The organism is Tenacibaculum sp. IMCC1 (assembly GCF_054906355.1).
Genome location: NZ_CM142818.1, coordinates 838015 through 851399 on the forward strand (window position 1 = coordinate 838015; position 13385 = coordinate 851399).

The window sequence follows — 13385 nt, forward strand, 5'->3', positions numbered from 1 at the left end:
AATTAAAGCATGTTTGTTGAGAAGTTTCTCTAATCATAGAATATTTTTATCTTCGCTAAACTAAAAAAAGTTGCATAAATATCAACAAAAAAAAGTGAAAAACTAATTAATGGATAATTTTCAAATAGAAACAGCTCAAAACATTGCTATTAGTCAAAATGTAGCTCATGTTACCACTCGCATTGGTTCATATTTAATTGATGCTTTATTTATTGTTGGGTACTACATTATCATTGCTATTATAATAGGAATGTTAGATATTCCTATGAGTATGGAATATATGAGTCTCTTTGTTTTATTAGGACTTCCTGTATTCTTTTATAGTTTACTTTTTGAGGTTTTAATGAACGGGCAAACTCCTGGCAAATACTTTAACCAAATAAGAGTGGTTAAATTAGATGGTTCTAAACCCACTTTTGGAAGTTATTTAATTAGATGGTTATTACGTTTTGTTGATTTCACTTTAGCTAGTGGTTCTGTTGCTGTACTTACCATTTTATTAAACGGAAAAGGGCAACGTTTAGGAGATATTGCTGCAGGAACTACTGTAATATCTGAAAAGAAAAGAATTACGTTAAAAGATACTATTGCAAGCGATGTAGTTGATAACTATACACCAACCTATTCACAGGTAACGTTATTGAATGATAATGATATTCACACTATCACAAGAGTATATAGAGATGCCATAAAGAAAAGAAATCATAAAGTAATTTTGAAACTATACACAAAAGTTATTGAGTTAACAGGAATTACTACCGAGCAAAAGCCTGCTAAATTTATAGATACTGTGATTAAAGATTATCATTATTACGCGAGGCAGTAATATTTATTTTACACAAGTTTAAATAAACATTACTTACTTAAGTAAAAGCAACCTAATCAAAACAAAGAATACCGCCTTTTAGAACGTCATTCTTTGTTTTTTTTATGGAATTCTATCTCGTAATTTAATTCTTGAAAAAAATCATAACCTTTTCTGTTCTTCTGTTTTTTTTCTATTTTCTTTCACTAAGTTTCCTCCTAAGTGATAAAGCAAGGTTACACCAAACCTTCTTGAATCTGGTTTATTGTTATAGTAATAATCTATAATATCACTTTGAGAATAGGCTTCATAATGGTTGGTATTGAATATATCGCTTATAGTCAGTTGCGCTACTAATTTTTTATTTAGAAATGTTTTTTTTATTCCAAAATCTACATAACCTGTTGCTTTTGTACTGTACAAACCAAGTAACTCCGATGAAAACCAATGTGCAGAAAGATTCATTTTATAATCTTTTGGCAAGGAAATATCTTGTTGTAATGTAAATGTTGTAGCCCACTTTGATAATTGCTTTTCTCCTAAAACTTGTGAAATAGGATACGTAGTATAACTTATGTCTGAAAAGAAAAGTAAATTCCAAAACGAATATAATTTAAATGGGGTTGATACTGTAAAATCAAAACGTTCTCTATTACCAAAATTATCACTTTGACTTTTTATGGTAGTACCGTTATCATCTACTAAAAGCCTTCGATTTATAAAATTATCACTTTGGTTATACGTTGCAGAAAAAACATATTTATTTTTTAAGCTATATGTAAACGAATATACCCAAGCTAATTCAGGTGTTAAATTAGGGTTTCCTGAATAATAGAAGTACTGATCTCTATACCATCGTACTGGATTTAAATCGGTGTAAGATGGACGATTAATACGTCTGTTTAATGAAAAGTCAATTTTATTGTCTTTATCTAAAATTTGTCCTATTGAAAAAGAGGGAAACAGCTTAGTGTATTGCCATTGATTTGTTTCATTTTCTTTTACTGTATATCCTTCTGCCCTGGTATATTCCACACGAAGTCCAGCATCAATTGTTGTTTTATTTATTTCTTTTGATCCAGTTATATATGCTGCTGCAATCTGTTCTTTATATTTATAATGATTACTTAATGCTGGTACTTTTACATAAGTATCCTCTTCTAACGATTCAAATTCATATTGATTGTCGTTTTTAACCTTAGCATATTTAACCCCTGTTTTAATAGCATACTTCTTAAAAGGCAAATTAGCATCAATTTGTGCAGAAAAAATATCTACACTTCCTGGTTGGTGTGACTTTAGTACGTTAGTATCTAATTTATTTTGATTTGCATCATAATTGTCTGTTATCAGTATTCCATCTGAATAATTTCGATAGGATGTATAATTGGCATCTGCTGTTAACTTTTTTCCAAGAGAATCTATAACAAACACATAATGCACACTCCCCGCATCGTAATGATAAGGTTCAATTATTTTATTATCTGTTAATGTGTAAGATTGTAATTCTTTGAGATTATTAAATTTATCAACTGTAGAATAATTTTGTTTTTTAAAATCATCAAAGTAGCCATGATAGTTAATACTTAAGCTATGTTTAGGTAAAAACTGCCATTCAGCTCCAAATCGCCAAGTATAATATTTTATTTTATAATTACTTTCGTTTTTGCGACTAAGCCACAGAGATTCTCCATTTTCATTGATGGTATTTCCACTCTTGTTTTTGGTAAATCTATGAGGCGTATTATAATCAAAAGAACCATATAAATTCACTTTTTTTGTACGTAAACTTGCCGAAATATTTTCATTTGTCATCCAGTATTTCCCTTTTGAAATGGTAGTTCGTAAATTGACTGCATAACCTTTTTTGAGTTTTTTTTCGAGAACAATATTAATTATACCTGTATTACCTGCTGCATCAAACTCGGCTGTTGGTGATGTTATCAATTCTATCTTTTTAAGGTCTTCAGCACTCATTCCTTTTAATAAATTTGACAATTGCCCTCCAGATAAATAGGTCATTTTACCATCTATCATAATATTTACCCCAGACGCCCCTCTAAATAAAATAGCATCGTTTTGCGCTACATTTATCCCTGGTAATTTTTTTAACATATCAAGAGCGGATTGCCCTGTTGTAAGAGTAGATTTTTTTAGGTTAAATGTTAATTTTCCTTTACTAGCCTCAATAAGCGGTTTTTTAAAATTAACCACCACTTCGTCTAACGCATTAGTATCTTCTTTTAAGGTTATGTTTATCTTTTCTTCATCAGTTACTTTTTTTTCTCTCGTAATCATTCCTACAAAAGAAAATACCAAAACAGATCCTCTAGTAGTTTTTATTGAATATTTCCCATCTAAATTGGTTACTGTTCCTTTATTACTTCCTTTTATAAAAACAGTTGTACCTGGTAATACTTGATTTGTAACATCACTAACGATTCCTTTTACTTCAACCTCCTGTGAAAAAACAAGCCATGGGAAAAGAATTAAAAAGTAACGTATAAGTATTTTGATATAATTTTTCATTATTTAATTTATTTTTTAGTTAGATAGATTTATCTACCTGTAATCATTCTGCTTATTTAATTTCTGTTTTTACACAGATACCTAAATATTAAGTATTACTTAAGAATGAATTATTTTGGTTTTATAAGTTCTAGAAGTTTTTCATCACAATTAGTTGTATAAAATATTCTTCAACTCCTTTTTAAAAAAGTTGTAATTATTTTCAAAAAATTGAATGTGAAAATGTTTTTTTCTTTACACATAGCTTTTTATATGCTCTAAATATTTAGATGCATTTTATAATCCAAAGTTTTTAACTTTTGATTACGCTATCATTAAAAGAAACTAGAATAACTTATAAAAAACCAAGATGATATTTTACTTTGTTTTTCTCTAAAAAATTATAATAAGAAAGGAGGAGGTCTGGAGAAAAGTTGATACAAAGCAAAGTTACTTGTGGTAGTAAACTTGTAATTTTTAATAATTGATTTTTGAACTATTATTTCAAACTTATCAATAATTAAATTTTGAAAATTAGGAGTAAGTGCAGGAGTTAAATCATGTGTTATGCTATGGTCACACATGGTACAATGTACTGCATGATCCATATCATCTGTATGCATCAATACATGAATTCCTGTCATTTTCACTGATAGAAAAAGCACAAGGAATAAATAGGTTACGCTATTCTTTAACCATCCTTTTTTCATTACTTGTAAACTTACTAAAATTAACTTGAAAAAATGTTAATTTCACACTTGCTTTCGCTAAAAAAAACATATAACTTCTTCTAGTTAAAAACATATGAATAAGCCTTTTACTTGTATAAAAGTTAAAATATAATAGAATGTTTTATTTTTTAATTTAAACAGTGTAATACTTCGTTATATTTGTTTATTTCAGAAAAAATATAATGAATGTGGAAAGAGCATTATAATAAAATTAAAAAAGAAAAACATCCCCCAGCTTATACACTTCGTAAAGCTTTAGATTTTATAGCCACCCAAGATAATATAACAGAAAAAACAGCTGTAGACTTGGGTTGTGGTAATGGGGTAGATACATTTGCTTTATTAGAAAATGGTTTTTCTGTAGTTGCCATAGACAGTAACCCTAACTCATTACTTTACCTGCAACAAAACTTAGCTCCTAAACATTCTAAATTATTAAAATTTAGTAACGTTTCTTTTGAGAATTTAGAAAAGCTTCCTTCTGTTTATTTGGTTAATGCCTCTTTTTCACTTCCTTTTTGCCCCCCTAACCAATTTGGTAAGTTATGGTCGAATATCATTAAATGCATATCCCCTGGAGGAATTTTTTGCGGACATTTTTTTGGACCACAAGATTCCTGGAGTTCTAATTCTGATATGACTTTTCACAATATACAAGATGTAAAAAACTTATTTGATAAGTTTGAGATTCTTTATTTTAATGAAATCTCTAAAAAAGGAAAAACATTATCTGGAAAAGAAAAATTTTGGCATGTTTTTCATATTGTGGCAAAAAAGAAACTCCCTCAAAAAAAATAAGCTACCACATTTATACTTACTCCTGTATTATTCCATTGGATATTTGCTTAAGTGTTTTTCTAGATACAATATATAAAACCAAAGCATATAATATATTTTCTAAAGCTAAACTGTAATATATGCCCTCTATTCCAAAGTATTTAGTTAAAAGTAATACTACCGGAACAAACAATAATAATTGTCTTCCAATAGGTAACAACGTTGCTAATTTTGCTTCTCCTATAGCTTGAAAAAGAACTATGCTACTAGAAGATATTGGAATAACTAATAAAATACTCAATAGCATTCGTACATTAAAAATTTCTGTATCATTAAGTTCTACATTAGGTAATATAACATTAACCATTGCCTCAGGAAAAATTAGTATCGGAATTAATAGTCCTGCACCAAGAACAACCCCTGCTAACCTGTATATCCTTACTCCTTTTAAACACCTAGACGGCTTGTTAGCTCCATAATTAATTCCTATAATCGGCTGCATAGATTGGTAAAGTCCTAAAAGCGGGATAGCTAAAAAAGTAAACAATCTAAAAACAGCATTAAAAAACGCCATAGCTTCTACTGTTCCATAGAAAACCACTAACCTGAAAAGTAAAAATTGTCTAAACAAATTAGATAGTTGCATTGTAAATGCTGAAAAACCAATACTTAAAACATTTTTAAGGATCTTATACTCCAACCTTATTCGAAAAGCCCCTGTTTTAAATGTTGCTCTTCCACGGATAAAGTATAAAGATGTTAACAAGCTATAAATAAACATTGCTATAATACTACTCCATGCAGCACCTGCTACTCCCATATGTAAAACACCAATAAAGATGGGAGTTAGTAAAATATTTAAAATTACTGAAGCTATTGTGAATTGCATTGCTACTTTTATATTTCCTTCTGCCCGTATTAAGCTATTAGCTGACAGACCATAAATACTGAATAATGCTCCCAAAACGTATACTTTAAAATATTCTAAAGCATACGTAAATAGTTCTCCTGAAATTCCTATTACTGAGACTATTTCATGAGAAAAAATAATTCCAAAAACAGTTACTAAAGTTGCCCCTATGAGAGATAAGGCTATCATGTTTGGAATTACTTTCTTTTGAACTTCAACTTGTTTAGCTCCTATAGCTCTGCTAAGAACAGATGCAGAGCCTGCAGCTATAAAAACAGTAATACTTGTAACAACTAGCATTAAGGGAAATAACATTGAAACCCCTGTAAAAGCTTTTATTCCTATAAAATAGCTTGTATAAAATATATCTACAAGCCCGTTTATAGATATAACCATCATACCTAAAATACCTGGAACAGATAGTTTTAACATAAGACCCCAAAGGCTATCATTAATAAAATCAAGCTTTTGTTTTGTGCTGTTCTTTATTTCGGAACTCATATTTGTACCCCTCTTTTAAAAAGTTATTTTTTTAAAAAAGACCAATGATGTACCAAAAATTATGAAGGTTATAAGTATGACTTCTAGTAACCTTTTTCCTATTCTTTCATTTTTAGTATAATCCGTGTTCAACTTAAACTTGGGCAACCGTTCATAATCTCTTATTGTTATTTGCTTGCCCAAAAACAATTTGTTAAAATAAAAGTTGGTAATATTTTTATGAAAAAGTTCAATTGATTGATAAAAGGATTGAAAAACTTCAGAATCTGTTTCAACTATTTCATTAAACATTCCTTGAGCATTTACTGCTGGATTTGCCCATCGAAATTTAGAAACCCATTCTTGTCTTAACTCAATTTGTTTAAAATACTCCTGTACTTCTTCTCTGTGATGATTATCATTAAGCGCAGTAAAAGATGCATAAGCCTTGGCCATTGTATTTACATCTATTAAAGATTTTGCTCCTTTTAAATCATCTCGGTAATCTAAATACTCAACAACTACAGCTTTAGCTTCTTCTATGTTCTCTTCATTTTCAAGACTTCTTCTTCTAGTTATATCTGCTAATGAAGTATTGTCTATCGGATGTACAATATTTGCATATACATTTAATATTGCTGGAAAAACTATTAAAAAAAGTAACCATAAACCAGCAGCAGTAATGGCTGTTAATGAAGAATTCTTTTTCAAGCTTATTAAAAGAAACATTAAGGCAAACCAAAAGCTGAAATAACACAAGACTGCTAATAACCATAAACAAGCACTTAAAATACTTACTTTTTCAGCAACCGTAAAGGCTATTATAGACAAAAGGATTCCTAATCCTAAAACTAAAACATAATAAAAAGCAATTCTAATTAAGAGGATTTTTCTTAGCCCTATAGATTGTAACCTTAATAAGGGTAACATTCCATTTTCCTTCTCCTCTGCATATAATCCATAAGTAAAAGTTATGATAAGTAACGGAAACAAATAAACAAAAACAAACGATAGGTCTAAATTTCCAACATAGAGTTTAAGTGGGTTTGCCAGTTCATTTTCAAATAATTGATAATATAAACTCATTCCCGTTAACTTATAGTAATAAGGTTCTATATCTCTTTGTCCTAAAGACATGTGCGCTAAACCATGAGGAGGTAAAATTGCATGATATCCATGTCGATACCATGCATAGGCTGGCTTAGAAGCTATGTCAAATAACTGTTTATCTTTTAACGAAGTATGATTGGCATAAAAACTCTCTTTATACTGTTCAAATTCTTTCTTTTCAATATGTTTAACATTCTCAATTATTTTACGCTGCTCCGTTATTTTTGAGTGCCCATAATAAACAGCATAAATTCCCAATAAAAATACGATGGTAAGCAAAATTATTTGAAACGTATTTCTAACGATTGAAATACCTTCACGTCTCCATAATAATATAGTTAATTTCATATCAATTTATTTTTGTGAGAAGAAGGTATTAGTAAGAACATTATTAAAACCCAAAAAATTAATGTCATTAATTCTATTCTGTAATTTTTAAAGGTTTTCATTACACTAGGTGTACGATATTCTAGCCCAGAAACCGTTTCCCATAAATTTCTTCCTGCTTTGTATTCATAAAACTCGCCATAACGTGAATTTACAGCCATATCATAATTCATTTTTCTCATTAGTTTAAGACGGTATGCTTTTGTTTTTTCTTGAAAATCATTAAAACTGTACCCGTCTGTTGCAGCAAAAGCCATTGAAAAATTTCTTACTGAAATGTAAGGTGCAACAAATCCTATTATACTTCCTATTCTATTTTGATATTCAAACCTTCTGTTAAGAAGAGAATCATGAACTTTTTGTACTTTATAAGCATATTCTTCTCCCTCTTGCATTCGTATTGCTTCAAAATTTAGTGGTAATTGATGTAAAGAGTCTACTCCATATTCTTTTAAGTACTGTTCCTTTAATTTAACAAGTCTCTCTTCTTTAGAGCCATCCATAGGCAACCCCTTATCTATATCCTTTTTAATTTTCTCTTTATATGCTTTAAGAGATGGTAAAGGATATAAACTCTCTCCTATATTAGCCGAGGTTTTTGGAATAATAATACCAGTCGTAATCCAAAACATTAATAAAGTTAGAAGAGAGTTTCGTGCATTTGAAGACTTAAAAGAAACCCAAACAGAAAAGTTTGTAAAAACAAATAAGTACCCAACGTAAAGAAAAAAGAGAAATAAAACTCGTAAACCTACATCTTGCACTACTAAACTATTACCTTCAATTATTCCCACAATATAAAGTCCTGTAAAAAACAATATTAATATGAGTAGAACTATTAAAGAATAAGCCAAAACTTTACCTAAATAAATGGATCTCATTGAAACTCCTTGCCCTATTAGCAGCTTTAAGGTTCCTGTCTCTTTTTCTTTACTAAAAGTTTGAAAAGTGATGAATATAATAAGAAGTGGTAATAATAACTGAAGAACCAAAGCTGCACTCAATTCACCAAAACGAGCCATATTACCATATCCTTGTACAGGTCTAAACATAAACTCATGTGCATAATGTGCTTCTAAATAAACGGAGGTTCCTGTATAAGTATCCAATCCAAAATCAAAAAGACTTAAAAGCGTTTTAGGCTTAAAAACATATGTTCCATAATGAGCCGCAATATGCGGATGCTTATTTCCTTGTTCTAACCACTCAGCTCTTCTTTCTTCTTGAGCCTTTTTCACCATACCCATTTCCTGCTTATAAGCTATATGTCCAGCATAAAGTGAAAACCCTAAGAGGAACAAAATAATAGGAAACAAAATTTTTAAAGCATTTTGCCTTGCTATATTGGTAAGTTCTTTTTTAGCTATTAAAAATACTTGATGTATCATCTGTTTACATTTTTATTTTTTAGATGTAATAACTTATTACATACTATTCATGCATGTGTTTTAAGTACTTTTGTTCTAAATCATGAAAAGAAACTTGATTTGATTCCATCTTTTCAACCAAAACTCCTTCTTTCATAATACCAATATGTGTTCCTGTATCTTTAGCTCTAAAAAGATCGTGTGTTGCCATTAAAGTGGCCACTTTTTGTTGCTTCATGTTAAGTAGAAGCTCAGAAAACTCATTACTTGCTTTAGGGTCTAACCCAGATGTAGGCTCATCTAAAAGTAATACCTTGGCTCCTTTAGCTCTCGCTAAAGCAATCCCTACTTTTTGTCTCATTCCTTTAGAGTAACTACGAACTCTTTTCTTAATAAAATCTTTTTGTAAACCTGATTGTATTAATAAGTTTTCTAATGCTTCTTTTTCTATATCCACACCTTGTAGACCACAGAAAAAGTGAAGATTCTCCAGTCCTGTCATATATTGATACAACTGGAGATTCTCAGGAATATAAGACAACCATTTTTTTGTTTCTTGTGGGTTCTTTGTTACATCTAAATCATTAACAAAAGCACTACCAGATGTAGGCTCAATAAAATTTAAAAACAAATTAATAGTTGTTGATTTTCCCGCACCGTTAGCTCCGAGCAAGCAAAAAATATCTCCTGCTTTAATATTTAAATTTAAACTATTCAAGGCGGTAAAATCACCATATTTTTTTGTGAGGTCTTGTGCTCTTAACATGGTGTATTCTATTCGTTATTAAAATCTTCAAGACCAGATATGTAACCTCCTGTAGACGTAAACATTTTACTAGATGTGTTTGAACTGGTGTCAAAACTAAACACAGCATTTTCATCATTCGTTGCTATTGTAAATAATAATTTTTGGTCTTTATAGGGAAGAATAATCATACTACGAGATCCATATGTGGTAGGAAGTTCTGGTACAGCCCCTAAACTCGACTTTTTTTGAACATCAATCTCAAAATATTTGAATTGAGGTTGCCCAGTTTGATACTCATAAAAATCACTTACCTCCTCTACTCTTGCTGTAAAGCTTCTTCCATTAGGTGCATGATAAATTCCATAACATACATTTCCTGTTGCTTCTTGCATATTCATAAAATAATCTGGGTCAAAAGAAGTTTCTCCATTAGGTATTTTTAGCAAACCACTAGGGCTACTTCCACTACTCATTGTAGTTCCTAAACCTTGTACATAAATATCTCCATTAGTAGTTTTAACCATTCCTGCATTTGCTGCATGTCCGCCAAACACCATTCCTGTTCTTTTATCCGAAATTATTTTTTCTACCTTTTTCTCTTTTAAATCAATTACCGCTACATAAGCCCAATCGTTTACTGGAGCAAAATTTTTCTCATAATGTACTCCCATAAACAACTTTCCATCGCGTTCAATCATATCTGTATAATACGTACGTGTAGCTTCAGGAAATTTTTCTTTAATTAATGTTAAAGCTACTTCGTCTGTAATACGCATAGTAGTTGGATTGAAAATAATAAGCTTTGAAATTCCCCCTGCTACTGAAGCATACGCTACCTCCTTACTTTCAAAATAAAGAGCAGAAAAAGTATTTGCTCCAGGAACAACAATACGTTGATCTTCAACTGCATTTCCTTCTTCATTAAATGAATATTTTGCTAGGGTTGCAGGTGCGCCAAAAGGCAATGCATACAACTCTTTATTATAAGAAACTGTTCTTGTATTTCCTGTTAATTCTAACGCCTTTTCATTTCCTATCGTTGAAAATTCTAAACTTGATTTTCCTTGAATATAGGAGGTCTGATTAGGAAATGCTCCACTTACTGTTGTAATCCCAAAATTAATAGTTACTGGATCGGTTCCAACTGGTGAATTATCATCACTACTACACCCTATGAATGTAAAAACTAATACAAATGTGTAAAGTGATACTAAACTTATTTTTTTTAAGAATTGTGTTTTCATTTTTATTTATTGATATTTATTTTTAATTTATAAATGTTCTAAGTGTTATATAAAATGCTCTTCCAGGACGTTGTACACTAAAGTTATCGAATACTTTTTCGTTAAATATATTGGTTGCTTCAGCAGTAATCGTCCATCTATTTTCTAGGTGAGAAAGAGTAATGCCTAAGTTTTGAGTAAATTGAGATGGAATGGTGTTTTTTAAATCTTTATTACCATCTACAGCCCAAAACAGATAAAATTCATTTACGTAGTTTGCAGACCACCATGCTGAAATATTATTTTTTGTGTGCAAGAAATTTTCTTTGTGGTAGCGTACTTCTGTATTTCCAAAAAAATAAGGAATGTTAGGTAGTCTTGCATTAAAATAACGATTATCCACAGCCCCCGTAATATTTTTTGGTGAACGGTTTCGTAAATCTTGATAAGTAGCATTTGCTTTTACATCAAGAAAATCAACCGGACGATAGCGCAGCTCCATATCAACCCCAAGCGTACGTGATTTTAGTAAATTTTGATATTGGGAATAAAACTGTGAGGTGCGTAACCAAATAACATTGTTTGTTCCTCGATAAAAAAGATTCGTATCCCAATTAACCTTTCTTGTTTTTAGCTGAAAACCTAAATTAAGGTTATGACTTTGTTCTGGCTCTAAAAATGGATTGGATTTTATTAAGGTAAAGTCTCCAAAAAGCTCCACTTCATCAGGAAGTCTCGTAGCATACTCATAAGAAGACTTTACTAAAAAAGATTTTGTAAGGTGGTAACGAAGCGATTGTAAAAATCCAAAATTAGATGTTTCTTGCTGGTTAGGAACAAAGTCAAGGTTTTTTATTTCATACCCATCTGCATCTAACCAAAAATGTTTTGCCGCTGTATAACTAGTTAAACTTTTTGAAAAACGGTGTTCATAAGCAATTCCTAAAGCGTTTTTAAAAAGCTGGGTTGAATTCTTAAAAAAATCTTCTCCATAAAACTCAGCCGCAATTGGATCTTCCCCTACTCTTCTAAACCAAGATGAAAAAAGATTCAACGTAAACTTTCCTTTTTTCCAAGGGTGGTAGTTTAAATTAACTCGATTTAAAACATTTTGAGAGGTTAATTTTAAAGAATTTCGTGAGGCAGAAATTTCCCCACCATCTGTCCGTTTACGATATATTTTACCATCCCAAGTATAGGCATTCAAGGTAGTATCAATAAAATGTCCGCTGGTACGGTTATAACCACTATACCATTTTATGTTCATTTTCTTTAAAATATTCTTTTTTTCATATTCTAAGGAAGTTCCAACTGTTGATTCACTATAAGTGGCTTCTCCATAAGGTTGAGCCATAATAGCATTGTGCTGTATATCATCGTCAAGTTCTGAATAACGCGCACTAAGAACCAATCGATCTGCATACTTTTTATCTAAAACTCCTGCATAAACGTTTAAAAGATGGTTAGAAAATTTATCATGAAACCGTTTAACTCTCGCAGGCTTTGGATTTCCTTGTTCGTTTGGTATTTCAACATCAACTTTATAGCTATTGTCAGAGTGATTAAAAAATGAATTCACCCCAAACATCCATTGATTGTCTGGACTCATCAATTGCGCATTTACGCTCATTTTATGGCTATTAAACGATCCTGCTGAATAGGAAACATCTAAATAGTCTGAATATGATTTTCTAGGAACTATATTAATCGCTCCTCCAAGAGCATCTGCTCCTAAGTCTACAGGTACTACCCCCTTATAAACTTCAATTTGTTCTATTAAGTTTGAAGGCAATACGTTTAACCCTAATCCCGCTCCAAAATATGATAAAGGAATTCCATCTAGAAAAAAGGGTACCGATTTTCCAGTCATCCCATTTACATATATTTTTGCATCGCTACCAAAACCTCCTGTTTGTCGCACATTTACCCCTGAAATTTGTTTTACAATATCACTTGTATTAATGTTCCTCTCTCGAAACTTTTCCATTTGTAAAACTGACACGTTAGCAGTACTCTCTTTTAATCTTTGAGCTGTTGATTTTCCTTCAAGAGTTACCTCATTTAGCTGATTTTGCTCAGGCTTTAATTGAATAGTAAGTTTTATATTCGTTTTTTCACCTGAAGCATCTATTGTCTGGTAATTTGTTTTAAAACCTACATAAGATATTTTCAAGCTATATTTTCCTTTCGGAATCTTTTTAAATGTAAATTTCCCGTCCTCATTGGTTACTGCATTTTTATTAAGTTCTTGTATTTGGAGATGAGACTGAAATAAAGGAATCCCTAAATTGTCAGTTACTACTCCTGAAACTTTTACCGTTTGCGAATACAAAAAACTA

At 30.8% G+C, this 13385-nt stretch carries 10 protein-coding genes; 2 read left to right on the forward strand and 8 right to left on the reverse strand.

Annotated elements, in window-relative coordinates; translation table 11 throughout:
• The first annotated feature begins 109 nt into the window (after positions 1-109).
• Positions 110-826, forward strand: coding sequence for an RDD family protein (locus ACXIHB_RS03870; protein ID WP_462098959.1), 717 nt, complete (start codon positions 110-112; stop codon positions 824-826).
• A gap of 141 nt (positions 827-967) precedes the next feature.
• Here the strand turns inward: ACXIHB_RS03870 and ACXIHB_RS03875 are convergent, their stop codons facing one another.
• Positions 968-3334: an outer membrane beta-barrel protein gene (locus tag ACXIHB_RS03875; RefSeq protein WP_462098960.1), complete on the reverse strand. Its 2367-nt coding sequence runs from the start codon at positions 3332-3334 to the stop codon at positions 968-970.
• A 380-nt stretch (positions 3335-3714) separates the two neighbouring features.
• Positions 3715-4023: a hypothetical protein gene (locus ACXIHB_RS03880; RefSeq protein ID WP_156167049.1), complete on the reverse strand. Its 309-nt coding sequence runs from the start codon at positions 4021-4023 to the stop codon at positions 3715-3717.
• 207 nt (positions 4024-4230) lie between these two features.
• On the opposite strand from ACXIHB_RS03880, the gene ACXIHB_RS03885 reads away from it, so the two are divergent.
• Positions 4231-4842: a class I SAM-dependent methyltransferase gene (locus tag ACXIHB_RS03885; protein ID WP_462098961.1), complete on the forward strand. Its 612-nt coding sequence runs from the start codon at positions 4231-4233 to the stop codon at positions 4840-4842.
• A 16-nt stretch (positions 4843-4858) separates the two neighbouring features.
• Here ACXIHB_RS03885 and ACXIHB_RS03890 read toward each other — a convergent pair whose 3' ends face one another.
• Genes ACXIHB_RS03890 through ACXIHB_RS03915 form a run of 6 tightly spaced genes read right to left on the reverse strand, consistent with a single transcriptional unit; the run spans position 4859 to position 13378 of the window.
• Positions 4859-6232 (reverse strand): MATE family efflux transporter, encoded by a 1374-nt coding sequence (locus tag ACXIHB_RS03890; protein WP_462098962.1) that lies wholly within the window; start codon positions 6230-6232, stop codon positions 4859-4861.
• Positions 6233-6247: 15 nt separating this feature from the next.
• A complete protein-coding gene (locus ACXIHB_RS03895; protein ID WP_462098963.1) occupies positions 6248-7669 on the reverse strand; it encodes a DUF3526 domain-containing protein in 1422 nt (473 codons plus the stop codon).
• Positions 7666-9096: a DUF3526 domain-containing protein gene (locus ACXIHB_RS03900; RefSeq protein ID WP_462098964.1), complete on the reverse strand. Its 1431-nt coding sequence runs from the start codon at positions 9094-9096 to the stop codon at positions 7666-7668. Before ACXIHB_RS03900 ends, ACXIHB_RS03895 begins: the two co-directional genes overlap by 4 nt.
• Positions 9097-9139: 43 nt before the next feature.
• Positions 9140-9841, reverse strand: coding sequence for an ABC transporter ATP-binding protein (locus ACXIHB_RS03905; protein ID WP_462098965.1), 702 nt, complete (start codon positions 9839-9841; stop codon positions 9140-9142).
• Between the two features lie 8 nt (positions 9842-9849).
• The gene (locus ACXIHB_RS03910) at positions 9850-11067 is read right to left on the reverse strand and encodes a DUF4374 domain-containing protein (RefSeq protein WP_394421371.1); all 1218 of its coding nucleotides are present in this window, start codon (positions 11065-11067) and stop codon (positions 9850-9852) included.
• A 22-nt stretch (positions 11068-11089) separates the two neighbouring features.
• Positions 11090-13378, reverse strand: a complete 2289-nt coding sequence (locus tag ACXIHB_RS03915) for a TonB-dependent receptor (protein WP_462098966.1) — start codon at positions 13376-13378, stop codon at positions 11090-11092.
• Positions 13379-13385 lie beyond the last annotated feature (7 nt).

Excerpts from the sequence above, each read along its gene's own strand:
- ACXIHB_RS03910 (WP_394421371.1), bottom strand. The coding sequence starts at position 11,067 with ATGAAAACACAATTCTTAAAAAAAATAAGTTTAGTATCACTTTACACA.
- ACXIHB_RS03885 (WP_462098961.1), top strand. The coding sequence starts at position 4,231 with ATGTGGAAAGAGCATTATAATAAAATTAAAAAAGAAAAACATCCCCCA.
- ACXIHB_RS03880 (WP_156167049.1), bottom strand. The coding sequence starts at position 4,023 with ATGAAAAAAGGATGGTTAAAGAATAGCGTAACCTATTTATTCCTTGTG.
- ACXIHB_RS03875 (WP_462098960.1), bottom strand. The coding sequence starts at position 3,334 with ATGAAAAATTATATCAAAATACTTATACGTTACTTTTTAATTCTTTTC.
- ACXIHB_RS03905 (WP_462098965.1), bottom strand. The coding sequence starts at position 9,841 with ATGTTAAGAGCACAAGACCTCACAAAAAAATATGGTGATTTTACCGCC.
- ACXIHB_RS03895 (WP_462098963.1), bottom strand. The coding sequence starts at position 7,669 with ATGAAATTAACTATATTATTATGGAGACGTGAAGGTATTTCAATCGTT.
- ACXIHB_RS03870 (WP_462098959.1), top strand. The coding sequence starts at position 110 with ATGGATAATTTTCAAATAGAAACAGCTCAAAACATTGCTATTAGTCAA.
- ACXIHB_RS03890 (WP_462098962.1), bottom strand. The coding sequence starts at position 6,232 with ATGAGTTCCGAAATAAAGAACAGCACAAAACAAAAGCTTGATTTTATT.
- ACXIHB_RS03900 (WP_462098964.1), bottom strand. The coding sequence starts at position 9,096 with ATGATACATCAAGTATTTTTAATAGCTAAAAAAGAACTTACCAATATA.